24 protein-coding genes are annotated in these 24364 nt (G+C 42.3%); 10 read left to right on the forward strand and 14 right to left on the reverse strand.

Annotated features, from left to right (window positions below; translation table 11 throughout):
• Positions 1 to 140: 140 nt before the first annotated feature.
• Both GNF10_RS13690 and GNF10_RS13695 read right to left on the reverse strand, forming a co-directional pair.
• Positions 141 to 1193: a DUF928 domain-containing protein gene (locus GNF10_RS13690; protein WP_185586327.1), complete on the reverse strand. Its 1053-nt coding sequence runs from the start codon at positions 1191 to 1193 to the stop codon at positions 141 to 143.
• 264 nt (positions 1194 to 1457) lie between these two features.
• The gene (locus GNF10_RS13695; RefSeq protein ID WP_185586326.1) at positions 1458 to 4010 is read right to left on the reverse strand and encodes a CHAT domain-containing protein; all 2553 of its coding nucleotides are present in this window, start codon (positions 4008 to 4010) and stop codon (positions 1458 to 1460) included.
• A gap of 665 nt (positions 4011 to 4675) precedes the next feature.
• On the opposite strand from GNF10_RS13695, the gene GNF10_RS13700 reads away from it, so the two are divergent.
• Positions 4676 to 4954, forward strand: coding sequence for a hypothetical protein (locus GNF10_RS13700; RefSeq protein ID WP_185581855.1), 279 nt, complete (start codon positions 4676 to 4678; stop codon positions 4952 to 4954).
• Positions 4955 to 5717: 763 nt separating this feature from the next.
• On the forward strand, positions 5718 to 7331 hold the full coding sequence (locus GNF10_RS13710) for an NAD(P)H-quinone oxidoreductase subunit 4 (protein ID WP_185586657.1): 1614 nt from the start codon (positions 5718 to 5720) through the stop codon (positions 7329 to 7331).
• A 121-nt stretch (positions 7332 to 7452) separates the two neighbouring features.
• Here the strand turns inward: GNF10_RS13710 and GNF10_RS13715 are convergent, their stop codons facing one another.
• From GNF10_RS13715 to GNF10_RS13755, 9 genes are all read right to left on the reverse strand, one after another.
• On the reverse strand, positions 7453 to 8001 hold the full coding sequence (locus GNF10_RS13715) for an antibiotic biosynthesis monooxygenase (protein WP_185586658.1): 549 nt from the start codon (positions 7999 to 8001) through the stop codon (positions 7453 to 7455).
• A 70-nt stretch (positions 8002 to 8071) separates the two neighbouring features.
• On the reverse strand, positions 8072 to 9010 hold the full coding sequence (locus GNF10_RS13720) for an SMP-30/gluconolactonase/LRE family protein (protein WP_185586656.1): 939 nt from the start codon (positions 9008 to 9010) through the stop codon (positions 8072 to 8074).
• A 6-nt stretch (positions 9011 to 9016) separates the two neighbouring features.
• Positions 9017 to 9763 carry an SDR family oxidoreductase gene (locus GNF10_RS13725; protein ID WP_185586655.1) on the reverse strand — a complete coding sequence of 249 codons (747 nt, stop codon included), beginning with the start codon at positions 9761 to 9763 and terminating at the stop codon, positions 9017 to 9019.
• Positions 9764 to 9868: 105 nt separating this feature from the next.
• Positions 9869 to 10492 carry an AIPR family protein gene (locus GNF10_RS13730; RefSeq protein WP_185591986.1) on the reverse strand — a complete coding sequence of 208 codons (624 nt, stop codon included), beginning with the start codon at positions 10490 to 10492 and terminating at the stop codon, positions 9869 to 9871.
• A gap of 128 nt (positions 10493 to 10620) precedes the next feature.
• A complete protein-coding gene (locus GNF10_RS13735; protein ID WP_185607172.1) occupies positions 10621 to 10974 on the reverse strand; it encodes a hypothetical protein in 354 nt (117 codons plus the stop codon).
• Positions 10975 to 11121: 147 nt separating this feature from the next.
• Entirely contained in the window at positions 11122 to 11472 is a 351-nt protein-coding gene (locus tag GNF10_RS13740; RefSeq protein WP_012407317.1) for a DUF1257 domain-containing protein, read from the reverse strand.
• A gap of 142 nt (positions 11473 to 11614) precedes the next feature.
• Positions 11615 to 13126, reverse strand: coding sequence for an AAA family ATPase (locus GNF10_RS13745; protein ID WP_012407316.1), 1512 nt, complete (start codon positions 13124 to 13126; stop codon positions 11615 to 11617).
• Between the two features lie 96 nt (positions 13127 to 13222).
• Positions 13223 to 13576 carry a hypothetical protein gene (locus GNF10_RS13750; RefSeq protein WP_185581005.1) on the reverse strand — a complete coding sequence of 118 codons (354 nt, stop codon included), beginning with the start codon at positions 13574 to 13576 and terminating at the stop codon, positions 13223 to 13225.
• Positions 13577 to 13818: 242 nt separating this feature from the next.
• A complete protein-coding gene (locus GNF10_RS13755; protein ID WP_185581004.1) occupies positions 13819 to 14610 on the reverse strand; it encodes an FHA domain-containing protein in 792 nt (263 codons plus the stop codon).
• A 173-nt stretch (positions 14611 to 14783) separates the two neighbouring features.
• Between GNF10_RS13755 and GNF10_RS13760 the strand changes: the two genes are divergently transcribed.
• The 7 genes from GNF10_RS13760 to GNF10_RS13790 all read left to right on the forward strand — a co-directional run bounded on the left by GNF10_RS13760 (position 14784) and on the right by GNF10_RS13790 (position 21754).
• A complete protein-coding gene (locus GNF10_RS13760) occupies positions 14784 to 15314 on the forward strand; it encodes a hypothetical protein (protein ID WP_185581003.1) in 531 nt (176 codons plus the stop codon).
• 133 nt (positions 15315 to 15447) lie between these two features.
• Positions 15448 to 17022 carry a CPBP family intramembrane glutamic endopeptidase gene (locus GNF10_RS13765; RefSeq protein WP_185581002.1) on the forward strand — a complete coding sequence of 525 codons (1575 nt, stop codon included), beginning with the start codon at positions 15448 to 15450 and terminating at the stop codon, positions 17020 to 17022.
• A 237-nt stretch (positions 17023 to 17259) separates the two neighbouring features.
• Positions 17260 to 17445, forward strand: coding sequence for a hypothetical protein (locus GNF10_RS13770; protein ID WP_185585239.1), 186 nt, complete (start codon positions 17260 to 17262; stop codon positions 17443 to 17445).
• Positions 17446 to 17644: 199 nt separating this feature from the next.
• Positions 17645 to 17920, forward strand: coding sequence for a TM2 domain-containing protein (locus GNF10_RS13775; RefSeq protein WP_185585238.1), 276 nt, complete (start codon positions 17645 to 17647; stop codon positions 17918 to 17920).
• A gap of 175 nt (positions 17921 to 18095) precedes the next feature.
• Positions 18096 to 18290 carry a hypothetical protein gene (locus GNF10_RS13780; protein ID WP_260446079.1) on the forward strand — a complete coding sequence of 65 codons (195 nt, stop codon included), beginning with the start codon at positions 18096 to 18098 and terminating at the stop codon, positions 18288 to 18290.
• Positions 18291 to 18425: 135 nt separating this feature from the next.
• A complete protein-coding gene (locus tag GNF10_RS13785; RefSeq protein WP_185585236.1) occupies positions 18426 to 20948 on the forward strand; it encodes a cation-translocating P-type ATPase in 2523 nt (840 codons plus the stop codon).
• 308 nt (positions 20949 to 21256) lie between these two features.
• Positions 21257 to 21754 carry an FHA domain-containing protein gene (locus GNF10_RS13790; protein WP_185585235.1) on the forward strand — a complete coding sequence of 166 codons (498 nt, stop codon included), beginning with the start codon at positions 21257 to 21259 and terminating at the stop codon, positions 21752 to 21754.
• A gap of 72 nt (positions 21755 to 21826) precedes the next feature.
• Here GNF10_RS13790 and GNF10_RS13795 read toward each other — a convergent pair whose 3' ends face one another.
• On the reverse strand, positions 21827 to 22174 hold the full coding sequence (locus GNF10_RS13795) for a hypothetical protein (RefSeq protein WP_185585234.1): 348 nt from the start codon (positions 22172 to 22174) through the stop codon (positions 21827 to 21829).
• A 300-nt stretch (positions 22175 to 22474) separates the two neighbouring features.
• Between GNF10_RS13795 and GNF10_RS13800 the strand changes: the two genes are divergently transcribed.
• Entirely contained in the window at positions 22475 to 23395 is a 921-nt protein-coding gene (locus tag GNF10_RS13800) for a TIGR01777 family oxidoreductase (protein WP_185585233.1), read from the forward strand.
• Between the two features lie 110 nt (positions 23396 to 23505).
• Here GNF10_RS13800 and GNF10_RS13805 read toward each other — a convergent pair whose 3' ends face one another.
• Together GNF10_RS13805 and GNF10_RS13810 are read right to left on the reverse strand one after the other, a co-directional pair.
• Positions 23506 to 23754 (reverse strand): hypothetical protein, encoded by a 249-nt coding sequence (locus tag GNF10_RS13805; protein ID WP_012407305.1) that lies wholly within the window; start codon positions 23752 to 23754, stop codon positions 23506 to 23508.
• Positions 23755 to 23892: 138 nt separating this feature from the next.
• Entirely contained in the window at positions 23893 to 24315 is a 423-nt protein-coding gene (locus GNF10_RS13810) for a M48 family metallopeptidase (protein WP_114084750.1), read from the reverse strand.
• Between the last annotated feature and the right edge of the window lie 49 nt (positions 24316 to 24364).

A 24364-nucleotide genomic window follows, 5' to 3' on the forward strand; every position in this document is an offset into this window, starting at 1 on the left:
GAGCAGGGAGCAGGGGGAGAATTCGTAACTCCTAATTCTTCACTCCTCACGGGCTAAACCTTAGCTATCCGCTAACAGCACGGGCTAAACGCCCCGCTATCGCTAACGGAACTGTTTTGCCCGATGCCCCATGCCTAAAATTACTTCGTAGATACTAATAACGGAGCTGTGACAATCTCCTTCAAGCTAACTGAGGAGAGTAGTTCTTCCCATTGCTTGTTAAGAGTTACATTGCTAGGTTGAGTGCTATGTAGGGCTGCAAGTGTTTCCACGCAGTCATACCAAACGCCCTGTTTACCGAAAGCCGCCGCCCGCTTCAGAGCATCTTTTTGCTCCATTGCTATTGTCAGTTCAGCATTAGGCTGGATGCGCTGAATCCAACCATCGACATAAGGCGTATTTGGGCCGAGCTGTCCATCAACTTTGACAGCTAGAAACCAATGATAGTTTTTTCCAACTGCTAAAGCGGGTGCTTCGGCTGGTAATTTGACAGCAACTACCCCAGCTTTGAGAGCAACAGGAATGGTCATTTGATACTGTGTATTGCCAGCTTCATCCTTCAGGCTGAACACAGCTTCTTCTGCATTAGAAGCAGGAAGATATACCAGAATTGTGGGACGTTCAGACACTGTTGTGCCATAGAAGCTTTGAGGTAGGAGTGCAATTAGGGCTGCTGGGCCTGCTGCACCTACAGTTGAAGGATTTAAGTAGTAAGTACCAACCCGAGAAGCTCCTCCACTTGCCTGTTGAGGAGCGTTTTTCTCTGCGCTAGGTGTAAAGAGTTCGCCTCTAGAAGCTCCTCCCGTTGCTTGTCTGGGAGCGCCTTTACCAGCGTTAGGTGTAAAGAGGTCGCCTCTGGAAGCGCCTCCAGTTGCTTGTCTGGGAGCGCTTTTGCCGGCACTGGGTGTAAACAGACTACCACGGGAAGCGCCTCCAGTTGCTTGTCTGGGAGCACTTTTGCCAGCACTGGGTGTAAACAGACTACCACGGGAAGCTCCTCCAGTTGCTTGGCTGGGAGCGCTTTTGCTAGAAGCAGGGATAAAGAAATTACCACGGGAAGCTCCGCCGGTTGCTTGGTTGGGAGCGCCATTGTTGATTGGTGGGGTAAATGTAACAGCATTGGCACTATTCAATGTAGTACTGGTGAATAGAGCGATGACGCTTAATGCACTAGCTAAATATCGACGTTTCATGATGTAGCACCTCATTTGAGAAAAGTAATACTAAATACATTGATGCTGATTGTGGGAAAAAGCTGGATAAATGTTTTCGGCTGAAAGTTAAAGGCTTCAATACCTATTAAAAATATAAACGAAACCTAACTTTTATACCGTAAAAGTTTGTACAAATTACGAAGGTTTTACTAAGTAACTTCACTTAGGTAAAAAAGGGATGCAGAGAGTAGAGCGAAGCTTGCGGTTTAAATCCCTCACTAAATCTCCTTCCTGCTACCTTCTTTACAGCCAGTTACCAACCAAAACAAAGGCAGACCAAAAGAAAGGATCGCGGAAATCAGTTTGACGGATTAAGTTGATTTGGGCTTGTCGCAGTGCTTCGGCTTTGGTAATTTTGGGCTGTCGCAATTGCTCATAGAAGCGCGTCATCAGCATCTCGGCTGCTTTATCTTTGACTGGCCAGAGAGTGGCAATGGTTGAGCGCGCACCAGATTTTACAGCCAAGCCTGCTAGTCCAAGAACGGCGCGATCGTCACCTGCTGCTGTATCGCAAGCACTCAGTACTAGCAACTCAATTGCTTTCGATGATTCACCACCCCGATTTTTGAGAAGTTCTGACAATTCCTTAACGTTGACTTCTCCATCCCAAGTCAGTAGGAAGGTATCTTCAAGGCGAGAGCTAAACTGTCCGTGAGTTGCCAGATGGACAATATCAGCGCTACTAGATTTGACGCGACTGGCAAGGGCTTGACTAGTGAATTGCTGGTTGAGCAACATCGAAGATCGGACTGCCTTCGAGATTTGCTTAACTTCTAATTCTACAGCAGGCAAAGCACTGAAACCATTACGAGATTGGCTGATACCGCCGACGATCGCATTAATCTGATTTCCTTGGAGCGATCGCGCACTCATCAATTGCATTCCCGGTGAGAGTGCAACAGCATACTTTTCGATCAAATATTGCTTCCCGTCATACAAAGCTGATATGGGAATATTACGTAATCGACCATCCAAAACAAATACTAGTGTTTGGGTATCTTTAAAAGCTTGATCCATTTCGGCAGGACGAATTAACCAACTATAAATTTCTTGGGACAAGCGATCGCGCTCTTTGGAGTTGGAGACAGGATTTAGGGCAACTAATAATTTTTCTAGAGTTTGTTCGATGTCGGCTTGAGATTTTTGTGTGACATAGTAACGCAACGGTTGCCCGGTTTTGGAAAGGATTACCGCTAGGCGATCTGGCAAGATAATCGGATAAACAACGGTTGCATTGGGATCAATTTGGTCAATCTGCTGAGATATATCTAAGCAAGCTTCCCGGAAAAAATTATCGAGTTCTGCAACTTGGAGTGCCTCAATCAAGTCACGAGCTTCCATTAGTTCTGCTTGACTGGGTTGCTGATCTAGGAGTAAACCTACAAGTTCTCGGTAAACAGGCTCCACACTTTCACGAAAGGAGAACTGAACATCGGGGTTGACTGAAACTAAATCTCCCCTAATTGACTTTAAAGCTTTGACCGCTTCAGTATAAGCAGTAATTGCTTCTGGGCGATCGCCCTGTTCTTTATACAACTGTCCCACCTGCCAAGCAGATTGAGCAATGATATCCTCAGCTTGGAGTTGACGTGCTATGTTGAGGGATTTCTGAGTTAACTCCTGCGCTTGTGATAACTGCTGTGTACGACGATAGAGTTTTCCCCACTGATGCAGTGCGTAAGCTTCTGCTTGAGCATCCTGGATCTGCTGTGCAGACTTGACTGTGACTGCCATGAGTTTCGCCAGGTCTTTCATCGGTATGATTTGGCTAGAATTTGACTGCCGATTCAGTGAGGCAACAAAATTAATAGCTGCGTAGAGAGAGGTATGACTGGGGGGCAGTTCTGTGAGTTGTTTTAGTAATTGAGGCGCGAGTGGGGTAGCCAATTCAGGCTTGTCATAGTCGAGGAAAAGCTTGAAATGCCCTAAACGCGCCTGTAAGCGATCGCCTGGATTTGTCGCTACCTGTTCTGCTTGTTCAAAGTAATCTAATGCCGTCTTTGGATCTTTTAAGTCTACGGCGGTTTTTCCTAAGCTTAGTAGGATGGAACTCAACTGAGGTGTAGTTTCAATTTTACGAGCGATCGCTAAACTTTGCTCTAACACCTGTTGGCTCTTGCCAGAGTCGCCAATCATCAATAGGGCTAAACCAAGCGATCTTAGCCCACTAACTTTAATTTCCGAATCTGGCATTGCTCCTAGCTTTTGATTTAGCTCCTCCAACTGCTGTTTAGAACGGCGATAAAATCCCAAACTTTGTAAAGCTTGTGCCTGGTTAATTTGACTACCCAAGCTGCCCATTTTATCGCCTGCTAGATCATAATATTTTTGAGCTTGTTGCCAACTTTCGAGAGCAGTTTCGGCTTTGCCATTGTGCAATTGCAAATTTGCTTTGGTATTGAGTGCCTGTGCCCAGAGAATCGCATCAGCAGAGGGAATAGAGGTTTGTAAGAGTTTTAAGCTTTGCTCAATAGACTCTTCGGCCGCTTTCCATTGGTTAAGTTCCTGTTGTGCCAGTGAAAGGTAACTTAAGCTTAGGGCTTCGTTAAGGCGATCGCCTTGAGTATGGTAGCCTTGTGCTGCCGTTTGCCAAATCATTACGGCTTCTGCAAAGTGTCCTGAACGGTAGAGGTTTCGTCCCTGTTCTATCTGGTTGGTAGATGCTGGGGCATTCAGAGTAGATTTTGCTGATACTTGCACAGATGCTTTAATAGGAGTAATAGTCACTGCCAAACACAAGCTCAAAATACTCAGACCAATATATAGCCAACGACGTTCTTTGATTGGGAAAGCCATAAATAATTAGTAATACCTTAAAGGATAGTCACACCACTCACTTAAATATTGCCCAACTGTTCGTGCAATCTATCACTTCTAGCTTTCACGGAACGGTATTTGTTGAGCGATGGCATAAAACTTAAATACTGTAATGTATCATTCTGGACGGAAATCGCGGCGATCTTCAGCCCTAAAAAAGCCGTGCTGTGCTGTACTAGCTAGCGTAAATTCAGTTACCATGTCAATTAACTCGACAAGTAGGAGTGATTGATGAATTGCTCCTACTTTGCAATTTCTGTGTTTTTATCTGAGGTCGAAATCTCCGACTAATCTTATTTTGCGATCGCTAGCAACGAGCTAGTAACCACGCTGATTCAACGGCTCAGTAATCAGTTTAATCGTCACCCTTGCCTGCGGCATCTCCTACTTCCAAATAATCATGATGTGAGCATCCCTAATCTTCACTGCTCCAAATTGCATTCATTCTTACGACAGATATATTGTTAGTGTGATTATGTCTATTAGCATAGTCAGAATCTCAGCATTTAGATGCTTGGAAAAATATTTCCCCACATGATTTAATAATATTAAGTAATTTACAACTCAATGTAATCCTATTCTCAATAGACCTTCCAATAGTTTCTGTAAGTTAATTATTTGTAACTAGATAGCAGTTTTAAATAATGGAAAATACATTAATTGATAAAACCTTTCGTGACAGCGATGGCAAAATTGTTTTAGCTCAGATGCCAAACCTGCCACTGATTGTTTGGATAGTAACCAGTTTACTCGCTCTAATTTTTACAAGTGGTAAAATCAATACAGTTTTAGACGTGGTAGCAAATGGCTCTTTGTTTACTTGGGCGTGGCTGGAATTATTTCAAGGCGTTAATTATTTTCGTAGAGCGTTAGGTCTTGCTGTATTAATTGGGATTGTTGCATTAAAAATTCAGTATTCATAACGGACTCAGCAATTTAAGATTTAGGACTTACGCAAAAATTGCCAAAAAGCTTAATTTCTCGTATAGAAGAGAAGAATTTGTAGAGTATGCGTAAGTCCTAATAATTAAGCAAAATTATGGTTGTTCAGTACGCTATCTCAGCTAAACTGTAACTTTTCCAAACATACAATAAAGCCGACGTTGGAAGAACCATAAAAAAGCTAACTAGTTGGGAATCCCTAAAACTCATGGACGAATCAACTCTATCGGGTATCTTTCCAAAATTGTCGAAATGGTGAACGAATTGTAAAGGTTTATCCAGAATGACAATTGCTCGAAATTGTTGCAATTATATTTAAAAGCCAGATTTTTCCCCTCGAAAACCAATTTGCAACTGTTTAGGGCTGATCTTTTTTCCACGTAATATAGTTTACACAACCCTGTCCGTCAGCATACTGGCGCAGCTACAGTGCCAGGTTTTGCAACTTGGCACTGTAGCTGCGTCGATATTTTATGTCAACCGACAATTAAACTTAACTAGAAAATGTAACCATATTGTAACGGTGGCTTTAGTTGACGTTGCAAAAGTTTATATTTAGAATGGAATCGGCAAAATATGATAAGTATTTATTCTTATTTATCCTGATGATCTGAGATTCAATGAGTATATATTCTTGTAAATAGTTAAGATTAAATCTTCTAGAGTTTAAGATTGTTTACAAAAGTATAGATTCCTTAATATAATGAAATCAAAAGTGAGAAGGCAAATTGATTGTCAGAAGTGATGAATGCTATTGAATTTCCCTGGCTAACAGCCATAATCCTCTTACCCTTGGTGGCTACCTTAGCCATTCCCCTAATCCCAGACAAAGAAGGTAGAACTGTGCGTTGGTATGGTCTGGGAGTTGCGATCGCTGACTTTGCACTGATGATTTATGCCTTTTGGTATAAGTACGACTTCCAAAGTTCAACACTCCAACTTGTAGAAAACTATACTTGGATACCGCAGTTAGGTTTGCATTGGGCTGTGGGGGTTGATGGTTTATCGATGCCCTTACTGCTTCTAACAGGCTTAATAAATACTCTCGCAATATTCGCGGCTTGGAAAGTTACCACCAAGCCGCGATTATTTTATGGTTTGATGCTAGCGATGTACAGCGCCCAACTTGGCGTATTTGTTGCTCAAGATTTGCTGCTGTTCTTCCTGATGTGGGAAATCGAGTTAGTGCCGGTTTACCTGCTGATTTCCATTTGGGGAGGACAAAATCGCCGTTATGCGGCTACCAAATTCATTCTTTACACAGCCGCCGCATCAATATTTATCTTGATTGCCGGTTTTGCAATGGCATTCTCTGGAGATACCGTCACCTTCGACATGGCGACTTTGGGAATGAAAGAATATCCCAAAACCTTGGAATTGTTGGTTTATGCAGGTTTCTTAATTGCCTTCGGTGTAAAACTGCCGATTTTCCCTTTACACACTTGGCTACCTGATGCCCACGGTGAAGCATCAGCACCCGGTTCAATGATTTTGGCTGGTGTGTTGTTAAAAATGGGTGGTTATGCTCTCATCCGCTTCAATGTGGAAATGTTGCCCAATGCCCATGTGGCTTTTGCCCCAGTGCTGGCAATTTTGGGTGTGGTTAACATTGTCTACGGTGCTTGCTGTGCCTTCGCTCAAACCAATCTCAAACGCCGCTTGGCTTACTCTTCAATAGCCCACATGGGGTTTGTGCTGATTGGGATTGCCTCCTACACAGAACTAGGTATAAGTGGTGCAGTGCTACAGATGGTATCTCACGGCTTGATTGCTGCTAGCTTGTTCTTCTTGTCTGGCGTAACTTACGATCGCACCCACACCTTGATGATGGATAAAATGGGTGGTATGGCCAAGGTAATGCCCAAAACCTTTGCTCTGTTTACCATTGGTTCAATGGCTTCTCTGGCCTTACCCGGAATGAGTGGCTTTGTGGGTGAGTTGATGGTATTTCTCGGTATCGCCAGCAGTGATGTTTACAGTTCTAGCTTCAAGGTTGTAGTCGTGTTGCTGTCAGCAGTTGGCGTGATTTTGACACCAATTTATTTACTGTCGATGCTGCGTCAAGTATTCTACGGTGAACAAAGTCAAGAGTTGCACTTGGATGCTGTGATATCTGATGTCAAACCCCGTGAAATATTTATTACCGCTTGTTTGTTACTGCCAATCATCGGTATCGGGTTTTATCCCAAATTGGCAACGCAAACTTATGATGTGAAGGCAATAGAATTAGCCGCTCATGCTCGTCAAGTTCTACCAGTCGTTGCTCATCAGCAACCATCAAGTCTGTACTCGCGGATTTTTACAGCACCAACATTGGCTACTTCTCAAGTTGAAAGTTCGATTAACATTTCTGAGTAAATTAACTTCCCATTAAGGGGGCTGCAAGTAAATTCTAAATATTAGGTAAATAAAGGGGTGGTTATGAAACCACCCCTAAACCTTTTGTATTATTTATTGAAAGATTGAAAGGATAATTTCCCTATTTAGCATACAGCCACCAACGAAACAAACGGCTAACTCTAGGCATGACAACATAGGTCAAAAGTACAACCATCATAATGGTAACGATCAGCGAAATAATCAAAGGTGGTAAACCACGAAGCAGAGGGACTAGAAATGTACTCAAAATATTAATCAACACAAATACAGCAGCCCAAGTTAGCAAGGCTATTTTATAGCGGGGTGGGGTTTTCAGTGGTTGACCGGGAATAGAAAACCAAGCTTCTAATCCACAAATTTCTTGAACATAAGGGTCAGATTCAACCAAAGATTGGGCTTGAGTTAGCCAGTATTCGCGATCGCGCGATGTCATCCACGCTTTTAAATTTTCATAATTGTCAAACCGAAAAATGATTACATATTCATTTCGCACGCCAAGCTGGGGACGAATCACATTTGTTCCTAAATGCCCTAGATAGGTTCTAGCAACACTAGTAATATTTTTTAACCAAATCTCATAATCGCCTTCACATCCTGATTTGACCAGTTGTGAAATAACCACAGTTACAAATTGATCGTCCTGTTCCATCTCCATTAGTTATGTCACCATCAAGTTAATAATTCTGAGTTTTTGTAACCGTAGCATGGTTGAGTCATTCTCAAGTTAAGGAATACCCAGTTTTTCCAACTTCAAGCCGAACAACATTAGCAGGAACGACACCAGTGGATGGAGGTAAAAACATTCCACCATTAGTTACAACATAAATTGCGGTGCGATCGCTATCACTTTGACCAAAAGCCACGGCTGTGCTACCAATTACACCATCCTCGGCTTGAGCAATAATAGTTGTACTGCGATCGCTTGCAATTCGTACTACGCTGTTGTATATGTGCGTTGCTCCATAAAGGTTGCCTTCCACATCAAAGGCAAAGTCATCAATATTGGTCTGCTCAACAAAAATTTCTGGCTCACCTGGTTTATTAGTGCCATCAATGGGAATCCGCAACAGCAACATTTTTTCTGTATTTGAAACGTAGAGGAAATCACCAAAACGCTTCAAGCCATTAGCCCCCGGAGTCACATTCTCCGAATTGCTACGAGCCAGCATTGGATGTTCTAGCCAAATTGATCCACTGGGTTGAGCAACATCAATTAGCCAGATTGCACCGCGATAGGAATCTGCTGTTAAATACTGAGTGCCCGAAAGTGGTGTGATGCCATTAAGAAATATAGCGTCTTGCAGTGTCAGCAAGGTTTCCACCGTGCCATCACTTTTAACTAGAGAAACCACGGGTATAGAATCAGTATTCCAGCCTGTTGTCACCAGATCGCCATTGGTAGTGAAAGCAAGACCGCTGACTTTGCCTTCAACAGTGGCATGAACTTGCTGATTGCCATCTGGACTAATGCGAACAATCTCGCCAACTTCGTGATTGGTTACAAAGATTGTGCCATCTGGTGCGTAGGCGTAGCCCGGCGTAGGCATCGCTAGATTTTCCAAAAAAGTATTTACTGGGAACGAGGCAATAATTTTAGCAGGTGCTAATTCAATCGGGTTATCTGCGTAAATAGGCGGTAAACCTGCGGAATTTCCCATATTAACCTACCATTGTAATTGAATAGGGCCACCAAACTTTCGCATCTCTGCAAGCAACATTCCTTGCGCTCCTCCATCGGGAAGTGTTGCTAAATAGACAGCAGTTTCGGCTCCTTCTTCTGCCGTAAATGGGGCATTATCTCCCCCCATGTCCGTCTTCATCCAACCCGGAGAATAAGCATTTACGAGAATATTAGTACCTTGGAGTTCCTTGGCAAGAAGCACAGTTAGTCCATTTACTCCCACCTTCGAGAGTCGATAGGATGGCGCTAAAGGGTAATAGTCAGTGGGAACTGATGTTAGAGATGCCATTTCCGTTGAGATATTGACAATGCGACCGTAGTTTTGCACCTTCATCAACGGAATTAATGCTTGAGAAATTCTGAGTACTGCTAGAACATTGGTTTCAAAGGTCGATCGCATCGTTTCCAGTTGCACAGTCAGTAAGCTGGATTCCTCCGGCTTAGTTGTGGGATTCACGCCTGCATTATTGACCAGAATATCTACTTTGCCGTAAGTTTCACGTAACCACTTGGTAAACTGTTGCACACTTCCATCATTCGTGACATCCAGAGTGTGATAGTCAACATCAAATCCTTGATTGGCAAGCTGCCCTTTAGCAGCAAGACCATCTGTTTCATTACGACTCGTCAGAATTACGCGGTTGCCAATTTTGGATAATTGACGGGAAATAGCATATCCTAGCCCTCGATTGCTGCCTGTTACCACAGCAATCCTTTTTTCAGTCGTCATTTTTATGACCTTGAAACTGCTTGTGATTTTACTGTACTGAGATGCGGTTAATTAAGCAAGTTGATTGCAGTGATACGTTCAATCAATGAGATTACTGACGTTTAATTAAAACTCGAAAAAATCGCGATTTTCAACTTTATTTTGAGTATTTGTAGATTTAGTAACTTTTAAAGCAAAGTCTGGAGGACAGTTTTCTAACGAAATTAACTTTAAAAAAACTTTTGCCTTCTTAACTTCTTCTGAATTTGTTTGATAAGCAGTTCCCATAGTTCCTACTGTTTGAGCGCCATTAATAATAGATATTCCTTCACAATAAAAATCTCCGACAGATTTATCAGAATAACCGCCCTTAACAGTCTTTTGAATTTTACTACATAAAACAGTAACTCCATTATTTAAATATAAAAATGTTTCTGGAGAATGTAAAAGAGTATCTTGAATACCATCATTTACATCTGTTAAACCAACAAAACTTCGGATATTTTTAGAAAATAAATCTTCCCTATTTTCAATCCACAATTCTGCTAATTGTTCAGCATCAATTTGTCCATACCATGTTTTGTATGGTTCTTCATTCAAACCCCAATTTGTTAATCTTAGTTCATGGTTAATAAACTTATTAAGACTTTTTGATAAAGCGCCGTGAGCTTCTACTAAAGAAAATATTTCTAAAAAAATAGTTCCCCTGCTTGATTCTCTTGAACTATAAATTCTGATAATAAATCCCAATTATTTTGTCCTAGTTTTGAACCAGTATAAGCAAGACATATTTTATTTTCACATCATAATTATTAAGATTTTTTTCTATTTCTATTTGCTTGTCTTTAACCTTCTGATTAAATTTAGCAAATTTAAACTCAATAATATTTTTTACTTTTTACTCCTCGTATAAACTTATCCACTTCACCTGTCTTAGGTTCTCCATTCCCTGACTCAATCCATTTGGATTGAACTAACCAAAGAGTATTTTTGTGTTCTTCATAATAAATTACATCAATTCCATTATCGTTAAAACCATCAACAATTGCTTGTGCAGCTTCTTCTTCAGAAGCAGAGGCAAGACTTAATAAGCTGTAAGCAGCATAACTTCTTGATAAACAAGCTTTTTTTCTTTCCTCTTCATTTTTTTTGATGTAATCCGACATATCAATTAAGCTTATTAATTTTTCATTAAGTTTATTTTTAATATGTGTTAGTTGTAGTTGCGCCATTTTGTTATCCTTGAATCTTAGAGCTAAGAATTTAAAATTTAGATAAAAATCGGGACTGAGAAATAAATCTCAGTCCCGATAAAAAAGCGGGCTAACCGCTATTTATATGGTTAACCCGTGCAGCTTTGGGAACGCGCAGAGAAATTGTTATTGCAATACCAACTTCACATTGGCGTTTTGCAAACCGCGCTGTTTTACTTCAGCCAAAGTTTTGTTAACGGCATACTTTTGGTTGATTGAGTTGATCAACTCGGTTTGGTTGTGCTTCTTAGCAACGCCCCACAGGTCAGCGATTAGGTCAAAAGAACCATCGCTGTTGCGAGACCAGCCGAGGTCATATTCGCCATCTAACATAGCTACGATGTCAGAACGGACGCGCTGACCGTTATAACCACGGACATCAGCTTCAGTCTTTACGCTGATACCGAGGTCGCGCAAAGAAGCTTTGAGGATTTCGGCATCGGTGATCTTGGTACGCAGGGTGCTAAAGTGAGACATTTGGGTTTCCTCCAATGAGAAGATTGAGAAAAACGACAACGGTTTGTTTCGGGCGAAGCCGCTCTTAGCAGGATGCGGCTTTTTCTTATAACTGCTAGCATTGGGAGCTAGCCTTTCCCCCTGGGATGGCAGAGGAAAGCTTTTAAAACTCCATTCGCTGATATTCAGCTACGGAGGATGCTGCGGGGCGTGCGCGCTGTCTGGCCCAATCTCTCAGAGCCGTTACTTGTTCTTGCATCGTTCGAGACAGCGGCAATGTTGCCTTCAGTGCAGCAATAATATCTAATTGGGTGAACTCCCGATCTTGGGCAAAAGCTTCATACATTGCCGCAACGATCGCTTGTTCAACTTCTGCCCCAGAAAAGCCATCAGACATCTTGGCTAGTTGCTCAAGATCGAATCTAGAGATGTCTTCACGGCGCTTGGTCAGATGAATATTAAAAATGTGTTGCCGTTCTTCCGGTGTTGGCAGATCGACAAAGAAAATTTCATCAAAGCGTCCTTTCCTCAAGAACTCCCCAGGTAAACGTTCTACTCGGTTGGCAGTTGCCATCACGAACACTGGTGATTTCTTATCTTGCATCCATGTCAGGAAAGAGCCGAAGATTCTGCTTGATGTTCCTCCATCGGAATCAGAAGAACCTCCACTACCAGCAAAGGATTTATCCAATTCATCGATAAACAAAATCGCTGGAGAAATAGATTCTGCTGTTTTCAGGGCGTTTCGCAAGTTTGCTTCACTTCGTCCCACCATTGAGCCATCGTAGACTCGGCCCATATCCAACCGCAGCAGTGGTAAACCCCACAACCGGGAAGTAGTTTTGGCAATTAATGACTTACCGCAACCAGGAACACCTAAAATTAACATCCCCTTTGGTTGAGGCAAACCATACTCTCTCGCTCTTTCTGTAAAAGCGTTAGAGCGTTGCTTGAGCCATCTTTTTAACTCTTCTAAACCACCTACAGCATCAATGGTTTCATCTTCTTCAATGTATTCTAAGATTCCATTGCGCCGAATTAGTTGCTTTTTCTCAGATAAAACGATATCTACTTCATCTTCCGTCAAACGCCCTGTAGTTACCTGCGCCTTTCGGTAGACTTTCTCAGCTTCATCTTTAGTTAGACCTAAAGCTGCTCTAAGAAGCTTTTCTCTGGCTTCTGTAGTCAATCGCCGACCACGATTTTGGTCTACGTGCTGAGTTAGTACTTTATTCAACTCTGCCATATCTGGCAGTGTAAAATCTATAACAACAACTTCTTTTTCTAACTCTATAGGTACTTGTTGCATTGGTGACATCAAAATGATGTTCTTCTGCGTACCTTTAAAGCTAGCGATCGCATCACGTAACGATCTGTTTGTTGCAGGCGCATCAATAAAGGGGTGTAAATCTTTAAGAATAAATATACTCGGTTCTTTCTGCCTGATTATCCACTCAATCGCCGCCTCAGGAGACACGGTATTATGTTGAGTTACATTCCGGGGTTGACCATATTCCACAATCCCGTGTGTCACTGTCCAAACAAATACTCGGCGCTGGGGCTTTAACAACTGGGCGATTGTGGAAACTGCTTGCTCGGCCCGCTCTTCCTCGGAGGTCACAAGGTAGATTAAAGGGTATTGAGCTTGAATTAGTATATTGAGCTCTTCTTTCATACTTCGACCTACTTGAGACCTTATAGAGACAGTAGAGACATTGCTTCTGGTAAAGACAACCGAATCATGAATGAATAATTCATAATTCCTATCTATCTAGCAAGGAACTAATTCTTCCTCACCCTTGGGATGGGTTTCATCTTCATCCATTTCGTTAATGGAAAGATGCTCTTGACCAACTACTCCTGGTTGATTACCCAAAGTAACCAGTTCCCCATCACGTAAGACTAATGAGCTATCACAAGTTGGGCATGAATAAACTCTATGAGTCCGCCCAAAAGAAGAGTCTTCTAACTCGTCAACCAATTCTTGATTAGACAGGTAAAAACCAAGGGCACGTTCGGCAAGTTCTGACATTGGCTCGGAATCGACTGCTGAACGAATCTTCAGTTTTCTGTGCAACTCTGGCGATAAATACAAAGTGACCTTTTGCTTAGTTTGCGTTTGCATATAACTCTTTAACGGTCTTACCCGGGTATGTATATCAACTTATCGGTTCTTCTATTGGTTGTCAAGACAGCAAAACGTTTTAACGCCAATTTTGTTACATTTGTTCACAACTAAGGCTGAAATGCTGTTTATTGAGTGATAAATCCCTCACGACAAACCTTTTAGAATTAATCAGGTAGGATTCAAATCCTGAAACCTGAATGGAAATTAGCGATCGCTAATTAATGATTCCCTACCTTGGCTTACTTTTTAACTATTTGGAGCGTAAGCGGGTTAAAGTTGAACACCTTTCCGGTTGTAAACAACTGATATCCACAAGAGATGCCAGCGAATGACACCAGCAGAGAAAAAAGTGACACTGAACCGATTACAACACCACTGGCAATGAATAGAGCAATTCCGATTCCAATCAACACCCATCCTAGTTTGCGATTATCGCGTCCACCCCAATTTAGAGCTACTACACCTCCCATACACAGCAAGATTCCAGGTGTGCTGCGTAAGTAGACGCTTACATAAATACTTGTACTTAAAAATGTAACGCCTGCGAGGATTAGTCCTAAACCAATAAGCTTACTGACAAGGATTACTCGATCTTCATCTTCTTTACTAGTGGTAGGTGCTGTAATTTTTGTTGGCGCGGAGCTTGATGGAGGGTTTTTTGTAGCAGATGCAGAGTGTTGCTGCACCCTAAACATAAAAGTTATTTTGTCTCCTTGTCCAAAGGAAACTCTGTCTCCTACATGTAGTGGGCAAAAAATTTGAGGTTTAAGTTTCGCACCGTTAACATACGTGCCATTAGAACTGCCCAAATCGGTAATATGATATTCGTCCCCATTCACCCAAATTTGTGCGTGGATGCGAGATGCTACATCCGAATCTGGTAAGCCAGAAATATCAATATCTGGTGGTTTTTGGTCGTTTGGTTTCCCGATGCAAATTACAGAAAGATTTGGTGGAAATTGCAAGGGTGTGTTGGTTTGGAAGTGAAAAAGCTCTAAAGTTACCTCGGCTGTCTTAGATGGACTGTACATAAATTGTGTGATAAAGCACTCTTTATAAGCTTCTCTACTGAGAGATGAAAAGAGAATGGTAAATATCCTGAATATTATTGAATTTTCAATGAGCGCTCTTTAAGTACAAGGTATTGAACTGAGTTTCTGGTATTTCTATAAAATCAGTGACTTTGGCAAAATGTGTAATGTAAATGGCTACTGCTAATAAAATCTGTAGTTTGGGGCGAAGAATTTATCGGTTTGCCGCCAGTGTTAGCGGGATAATTGCTCTGTTAATAATTCTGTGGGGTTGTACTGCAAATGATTTTAACGCTGGAGCGATCGCATGGAAAACTTATAGCAACTCCCGTTATGGCTTTGAATTTCCATATCCGAGTAACTGGACTTCTTCAGCAGGCCCAGCAAATGGTGATGGAATTGCGTTTATTTCGCCCCAAAACAAAACGGTGGAAATTCGAGGGTGGGCAAGTCAGCAGTTACTGAATTCGATTGTTACAGAGCAAGAGTCAGTGAAAAAGATCAAACCCAACTTTCAAACTGCCCAAGGAGTATCTGGGGTGCTAGTTGTAGAAGTTGATCAAGGAGTAGGTTCTATGACACTGACACTAACTCAGGATCAAGTGAAATACTTTTGGCAGGGACGAAGCAAAAGCCAAGAATTTCAAGATTACTATCGTTTGTTTTATTACATTGCCCAGCAGTATCGAATTTCAAAGTCTTGAGTTAGGACTGGAGTTTCTTTAGCGATGCCAAACTTAAAACCTTTATATTGATGATATTTATCCACCTCTGACTTTTTATTGCGATAATTCCCAAGGGGGACGCGCTCTCCACTGGTTAGTCAAAGGGGGATAGATGACATTCAAGCGGTTGGTTTTAATTTTTGTGCTAACGCCGATAGCAGTTCTGTTGGCAGTTTCGGCTTTATTCGGTAGTTGGCAAGAACCCCAGTTCCAAAGTCGCCTGGAACTGTACCAAACCAATATTGCTTTGCAGGCCCAAGCTTGGCAATCAGAAGATAGCGGTGATGATAATCTTCAAGGGATTCGGGAAGCGATACTTGGTGAGCAACCCCTAGAAAGCGCCACAAAGCAATATCAGGAGGCACGTCAGTCAGTTCAAGCGAATCTGGAGAAAGTTAACAATAAGCTTGCACAATTACGCTCTGAATCTGAAATAACTCCCACACCTCCTAAACCCTTACCTGAAGTTCCTCCGACTACTAAAACCTCTAAACAAGGAAAGCAACAGTTACAGCAGTCTCTAAAGCAATTACAAAAATTAGTGGCTGAATTAGACCTGCGCCTGGGAATTTTACAAGCACAGCAAGGACAGACGGATACAGCCCTGAAAACTTGGAGCGAATTACAACAACGCTCAGATGTCAATCCAGAGTTTGGAGAAACCGCAGCTGTATTGAGTGGACTGTGGAGCAATCCTCCCCGTCTGCTCCAAAATGCTCAAGAACGGATTCAAAAGAATTTAGAAGGTTGGTTTCGCTCTACTGCTTTGGTTCAGCTATACCAACTCCAACAACGACAAGATGCTTTATTAGCAGTTAAAACTTCACAAAAAGAAACTGCGGCTCAAGCGGTGTTGAAATTAGCGGTTATTGGTACTATTCCTACCTTGGCGGCTTTAATTGGTCTAATATTGCTGATTTTATTATTTGCTCAACGCTTGTTGAAAGGAAAAGCCTCGTTACTAGCTCAAAATGCTGATATTCCTTGGTCAACGCCTTGGGATGGTGAAACGATTTTGCAGGTTTTTATTGTAGGCTTTTTCTTTATGGGGCAAATTTTTGTGCCCTTGGTGATATCGCTGCTACCTATCCCACGTCCTATTGTTGATGTGCGACTTCAGGCATTTTCTGTTTTGGTTAGTTACCTATTGGTAGCATTAGGTGCGCTGTCAGTGCTGTATTTCTCTCTTAAGCCGTTTTTTCCGTTACCGGAATTTTGGTTTCGCTTTCGTTTTCAAGATCACTGGTTCCTGTGGGGACTGGGGGGCTATTGTACGGCTTTACCTATAGTTGTGATGGTATCTTTAATCAATCAACAGCTATGGCAAGGACAGGGTGGTAGTAACCCCCTGCTGCAACTGGCCCTAGAGAGCCAAGATGGGGTAGCACTTGGTATATTTTTCTTTACAGCAGCGATCGCTGCTCCATTTTTTGAAGAAATTCTGTTTCGCGGCTTTTTGTTACCTTCTCTAACTCGTTACTTACCCGTGTGGGGATCGATTATAATCAGTGGTTTGTTGTTTGCGATCGCTCACCTCAGCTTGTCGGAAATTCTTCCCCTGACAGCATTGGGGATCGTTTTAGGGGTAGTTTACACGCGATCGCGCAACCTTCTTGCTCCTATGCTCCTACACAGCCTTTGGAATAGTGGTACATTATTAAGTCTATTCGTTCTAGGTAGTAATTAATACTAATACTACACTGTTGTCAAAAACGAAAATATCTGATTCTATCTCCTTATGTAAGAAGAATTTACTGCTTATAATTGGTTACAAGCATAAATACTAGCTGAAAGGCCAATTTAGATAATGCTATTAACATAGACAACAAAATATCTAGTTAAGCATTTATTCTTATCCGGGTGATTTTAGCCAATAACTGAATCTTGTCATTGGTGCAATGGCGTTTCACTATCAGTGGAAGCGATGTCTACGACGGGCTACGCCTACATAAAAAAACCCGGAAATAATACTGATGGACTTGTAAAAAGTGGTAGAGCAGTTTTGATGATTATTGAGATTTATTCTTCTCAAGACCAAATTTCTTACTTGAAAATCTGCAAAACTGCTGCAACAGAGTTTGCAGTCATCCAACCCACCAAAATTGATTAAGGAGCGCCAGATTTTCAAGCTATGCCGCAAGACATTTTAGCGTCTCCTCTAAAATAGAAGCACGCTGATTTTAGTCATTTTGGGGCTTACTTGTACTGAAAAAATTAAAAATGTATTTATTAAGCAAGTAAATGTATTTGCTTTGATTACAATAAAGACTTTATTTTTATATCTTACTTATCAAGGAGCAGCATTTAATATGTCAAATCTCAACCCCAGTCACCCTACCAAACAACTTCTAGCTGGTTACTGTGGCATTATCCTTGGAGGATTTGGGGTTCATAAATTTATTCTAGGATACGCTCCAGAAGGCTTTATCATGTTAGTGATTTCTGTAGTAGCGGGTTCTTTCACCTACGGTATTGCCTTGTTAATTATGCAACTTGTAGGTTTAATCGAAGGCATGATCTATTTGAATAAGTCCCCTGAAGAATTTGTAAATACCTACTTTGTGAATAAGCAGGGCTGGTTTTAGTTGAATATACATTAGTGTTTGAATTATCTACCTTATCCTTTGTCATACGAAGGGAAATTAGTTCGGTGGGATTTACTAGGATTCTCCTGTACACCCCTAATACTTGTCGGTTAAGGGGGAAAGGGGAAGGGGAAAAGAAAAAACCTTTAACCTTTACCCTTTAACCTTTTCCCTTATGAATCCTACTGCTATGCTAAACATCAAACGTAAACAGCTGATGTGGATACTGTTCTTGTTGTTGGGCTTTGGCTATTTCAGCGCCATGTCTAATTTGGAAATTCACAATTTTTGGAAAAGCTTGATTGTCCTGATGCCAATGCAGGTTGCAGCTATTATTTATGTGACTTATCTACGCTGGAGTCGTCAGTGACCCTTAGCGAAGTACGATAAATTAAGAAATTTAACAGGGTTGACATACAGTCGTAGTTCCATATTTAGCCTACGCTCAAATTAGAGACGCTTTTATTCAGGCGTTGAATTTCTGTAGCGAATCTAAACACTTGCCATGCAACTTGTCCCAAAAACTAAGCTAGCCCCAGAACTTGACCCAATCTTAGAGAAAATTATTCTCGATGTTGGAGGTATGAAGTGTGCTGGGTGTGTGAACGCGGTAGAACGACAGCTAACCCAACATCCAGGAGTCAAGAGTGCCTGTGTGAACCTGGCCACAGAGGTAGCAGTTGTAGAGTCAGAAACTGGTGCAGTAGATGCAGATGCACTAGCAGAGAGATTAACAGCCGTTGGATTTCCAACTCAACCCCGAAAAGCTAGGGGCACAGTAGCAGGCGAAATATCTACCTTACCAGACCCAGCAGAACGACAACACCGAGAAATGCGGTCTTCTGTGAGGCAGTTGGCGATCGCTGCAATGTTGCTGTTATTGTCGGGAAGTGGACATTTTGGTAATCTTGGTAGCTCAGTGCTGCCAGTGTTAAATAACATCTGGTTTCACTGTGGATTGGCTACAGTGGCGCTATTAATTCCCGGTCGCCCGATTTTAGTAGATGGCTGGCTAGGCTGGCGGCGAAATGCACCTAACATGAACACCCTGATAGGATTGGGAACGCTGACAGCCTACATTGCTAGTTTAGTAGCACTGCTTTTTCCGCAAATGGGTTGGGAGTGCTTCTTTGACGAACCAGTAATGATGCTGGGCTTTATTCTTTTGGGAAGAACATTAGAGCAACAAGCTAGAGGTCGCGCTGCTGCTGCATTTAGGAAATTGCTAGCACTCCAGCCACAGGTAGCGCGATTGATTGCCAATCCAGAAAAAGGAGGAGTGGGATCTTCTAGTGTAGAGATTCCTGCCGAACAGGTGCGGGTTGGTGAATGGTTACAGGTGCTGCCAGGTGATAAAATCCCTGTCGATGGTGAAGTGGTGCTTGGTCAAACAACGGTCGATGAATCCATGTTGACTGGGGAAGCCGTGCCAGTAATTAAGCAACCGGGAGATTCGGTGACAGGGGGTACACTAAACCAGTCAGGAGCGATCGCTATTCAGACAACCCGGACTGGAAGTGATACAACTCTAGCTCAAATTGTTGCTTTAGTAGAAGCTGCCCAAACTCGGAAAGCCCCAGTACAAAAATTAGCCGATACAGTCGCTGGTTACTTTACATACGGGGTACTAACAGCATCTTTATTAACATTTGTCTTTTGGTACTTTTTCGGTACTCATATTTGGACTGATATCACCATGTCTGGTGAGATGGAGATGATGAGCCACGCTCACAACTCCGTACAGACGGGATTAATCGCGTCTCTCCCCACTCCCCACTCCCCTTTATTAATTAGTTTAAAACTAGCGATCGCAGTTATGGTAGTCGCCTGTCCCTGTGCTTTAGGACTTGCTACCCCAACAGCCATTCTTGTTGGGACTGCTATGGGCGCAGAACGGGGTTTGTTAATAAAAGGCGGCGACGTTTTAGAAAAAGTACACCAGTTAGATACCGTGGTATTTGATAAAACTGGCACTCTGACCACGGGTCATCCCATCGTTACAGATTGTCTGTTAATTGAGGGATCGGGGACTGGGGACTGGGGACACTTCTCTACGAGAGGCTGCGCCAACGACAAGCTCAGTGCATCGCTGGGGACTAGGAATTCCCAATCTCTCTTACAACTAGCAGCAGGCGTAGAAAGCGGTACTCACCACCCCCTAGCCAAAGCGATTCAGCAAGAAGCGCTTAGGCAACAGTTATCTATTCCAGAGGCTGTGGACTTTCATACGGAACCAGGATTAGGAGTATCTGCTGTGGTAGGGGGCACTGTTGTACTTTTGGGTAACTGGGATTGGTTAAGCTGGCATGGTATTGCCATTAGTGAAACTGCACAACAGGCAGCACAAAATTTAGCAACAGATGGTAAAACAGTCGTTTGCGTAGCAGTTGGGGGAACTCTAGCCGGACTAATTGCTGTTTCTGATACTCTCAGGCCAGATGCCCAATCTACTGTAGACAAATTGCGTCAGATGGGATTACGGGTAATGTTACTCAGTGGCGATCGCCCAGAAGCAGCTAGCGCCATAGCCAAACAACTAGGATTAGATAGTGCTGATGTCATAGCAGGTGTTCCCCCAGCCAAAAAAGCGGCCGCAATCAAGTCTTTACAACAAGCAGGGACAAAAGGAACTCCTAACTCCTCACTCCTCACTCAGCACTCGGTAGTCGCAATGGTAGGAGATGGAATCAATGATGCTCCAGCTTTATCCCAAGCAGATGTAGGAATTGCTTTGCACTCCGGGACAGATGTGGCAATGGAAACTGCTGAAATTGTCTTAATGCGCGATCGCTTAAACGATGTAGTCGAATCTATTCAGCTTAGTCGCGCCACCTTCAACAAAATCCGCCAAAATTTATTCTGGGCTTTTGCATATAATACAGTTGGCATTCCTTTAGCAGCAGGTGTTTTGTTCCCTAGTTTGGGTTTTGTCCTTAACCCATCTGGTGCTGCTGCATTAATGGCTTTTAGCTCTGTTAGTGTCGTCACAAACTCAATATTATTAAGGCGATTAGCTCGTCACTCGTAGAATACTTTGTAGAACCTAAAATTTCCCATCTCAACTTAACAATTTTTAATCCGTAATTACTAATGACGTTCTCTACGAGAGGCTGTGCGTAGCTTGCTTCTTGTAGAGAACGTCATTACGAATTCGTAATTATTTGTTACACTGAGTCGATGTTTAGGTTTTACGCAGATCACAAAGCCTGTTAAGACACCTACAAAAGCTATCATAGCTACTGGAGTAGAACGACCAAGTTCTACTCTTTCAAGGTATTATGCAGTTTTAAAGCTTATTTAGATCAGCACCACAGACTGACGTGACGGTGCCCGAAAATGGCAAAATACGATACGAAACAAATCTTGTTAAATCACAGTTCCACCGATTTGTCAATGGCAGCAGAAACTAATGAAAACCATCTACTGATTATTGAAGACGATCAAGGTCGCAAAGAATTTTCTCTGGAGCAACCCGTCTACTCTATCGGTAGAGACCGCGAGTGTAATATCCGTTTGATGTCGCAGTTTGTATCCCGCCGCCATGCCACATTAGTGAGATTGCCACGAGAGCATAATGGTCATAGCTACTATTACCGGATTGTAGATGGCGATGCCAAAGGTAAGGCTAGTTCCAACGGTTTGATGATTAATGGACGTAAGATACCAAACCACGATCTCAGAAATGAAGACGAGATCGTTTTTGGACCTCAAGTCCGTGCCATTTATTACCTTTTAAAAAACACTCAGCGTTTGGGACAAACAGATTCGAGCGAGTATGACATTACACTAATAAACCCCGGTATGGCCGAGGATTTAGAGGATTTGGGAGATTGAATTATAACTACCAACCACAATTTGACACTCTCACGGCTTAAAGCCGTGGGATTGTCAATTCAATTACCAAAGCTATCCTGCAATACTTTCAATCAAATGCCAATGGCGGCTACTTTCAATAGCCTGCTTGATAAATTCAAACATTTGTCGGCAGTAATTATCTAGTTGGAGAGGTAGTTCTTCATTTTTAATCACAATACTCATCCGGGTTTCTGTTTCAGTAGATTTTGATTTATCAATCAGTACTTCTACTGTGATTAATTTAGGAAAAGGAACATTGCCAGGAGTCTGACGAGCGATAATGTAATCGCCCGTGTGGTATTGAATATCCAACTGACAGTCCTGTAGAAGTTCTACAAGTAACGGCAACAGATGGTCACTAGCAACAGAAACAATAAACGAACAGGTATAGCGAGCCATAATAGCCCCACGCCTTGCAACACTCCGTCCATCCTATAATACCGAAGCATCTAAACGGAAAGTCATTCAAAAAGCAAAGTTTTTGAGTTTTAAGATTAGGCATCACCAGATATACATCTGACTTACGCAAAATTACACGCTGTACGGGCAATTAATTAATAGCCGCTACTTTAAAATCAGGGTTTTAGCTATTATTTGTGTCTGATAAAGTTGCATCTGTTCTATCCACAAAGAAAGTGCTGTAAGCTGAAAGGTTGATCAAAAACTTTACAATAAGAGTTTGGCTGAGGTAGAAAATGAATGAAAGTAGCAATTACTGGAGCAACAGGATTTGTCGGTAGTCTTTTGGTACAACGGCTCCACGGAAAAGGTCATAAAATAGTAGTATTAACTCGGAACACCGCTTTTGCTCAAAAGGTTTTTCCATCTGAGGCTTTCCCCAATGTAGAAATTGTTGCCTATACACTAAATACATCTGGTTCTTGGCAAAGTGTCATAGCTAGTTGTGATGGTGTAGTTAATCTGGCAGGAGAACCCATTGGTGAAGGGCGCTGGACACCAGAACGCAAACAAGAAATTCTCAATAGCCGAAAGTTAGGCACACAAAAAATAGTTGAAGCAATAGTCAATGCTAACCCTAAGCCAACTGTGTTAATTAATGCTTCGGCTATTGGCTACTACGGCACCAGTGAAACGGCAAACTTTGATGAAACAAGCCAATCTGGTAACGATTTTCTCGCCCAGGTCTGCCAAGCCTGGGAAGCAGAGGCGACAAAGGTAAAAGATGCTGGTGTCCGACTGGTAATTCTGCGTTTTGGGATTGTTCTGGGCAATGGTGGGGCTTTAGGTAAAATGATTCCACCTTTCAAACTCTTCGCTGGTGGCCCCATTGGCAGTGGTCGGCAGTGGTTCTCATGGATTCACGTAGACGATTTAGTTAACCTAATTATGCAAGCTTTAACTAAACCGGAAATAGAAGGCATATACAATGCTACTGCCCCTAACCCAGTCCGAATGGCAGATTTAAGCCAAACGTTGGGACAAGTTATGAATCGCCCTTCTTGGTTGCCCGTTCCGGCTTTTGCGATCGAAGCTCTTTTAGGAGACGGGGCTATAGTAGTTTTAGAAGGTCAGCAAGTCCTTCCTAAGCGCACTGTGGAAACAGGATTTGAGTACAAATATCCTAATTTACAGTCAGCACTAAAACAAATTCTTGCGTAGAGTCAAAGGGAATGGGGAAGAGGCAAGGGAGTAGGGAGCAAGGGAGAATAGTTTTCCCCTCAGTAAGAGCAGCACCCTGCCCCTCTGCCTCTTTTCAATTACCAATCACTTTATTCTTGACTAGAAAGAAATTTTTTGGAAACCCAACTGATAATACCACTCAGAATTGCACCGCCCATGAGGATGCCGATCGCTGGGTTAAATACGGGTTGCCAAAGTTGATGCCACAAATCTAAACCCAAATTTACTCCCACAGAATCACCGATCGCAGCGATCGCTAGCCAGACAAAGCCAAACAAAACCAAAAAAACATCTGCGACTAAAACTGTATTTAGCCAATTTAACAATTTATCTTTCATCTACCCTTTTGTCTAATTGCCCAAAATTTTATGACTGCTAACTAAGTTACGGATGAGTTAGAAGTGAGAATTCTCCACTTGAATTTAACTCCTGACTCCTGTACAGACGCGATTGATCGCGTCTGTACTCTTAACTTATCACTCCTCCAACAGCCAATTTTTGACTTTTGTTAAACTTTGCCAATCTGGTTTTCTAGTTAAACCGTCTTCGATACTGCTTTTTATTTCATCGCGCCATTCTTCATTGACAAAAATTAGCTGCTGTGCGATGTCAATATGTTCTCGTAAACCTTTTTGACCTGTTTCCAGCATTGCTAAGGCGAGATTGACCCTAGCCTGTGGGTCTTGCGGATTTAACTTGACAGCCTTCTGTGCAGCTTTGTAAGCCAAGTTGGGCTTGTTATCGAGTAGATACAACCACGCCAAACAGATCCAAGCAGCACTCGTTTTAGGAGCGCGATCGCACACTTCTTTAAATACAGGGATTAAAGAATCTACTGCCTCTCCTGCTTTATAGCGTTCTAAACCTGTATCAAACAGGGATTCAACTGTTTGAGTCATAGTAAGTTTGTCAATAATCATTAGTTAATAGTCATTAGCCATGATTCAA

Origin of the sequence: Nostoc sp. UCD121, from assembly GCF_014222285.1 — a bacterium.
In the GTDB taxonomy this organism is placed as follows: Bacteria; Cyanobacteriota; Cyanobacteriia; order Cyanobacteriales; family Nostocaceae; genus Nostoc.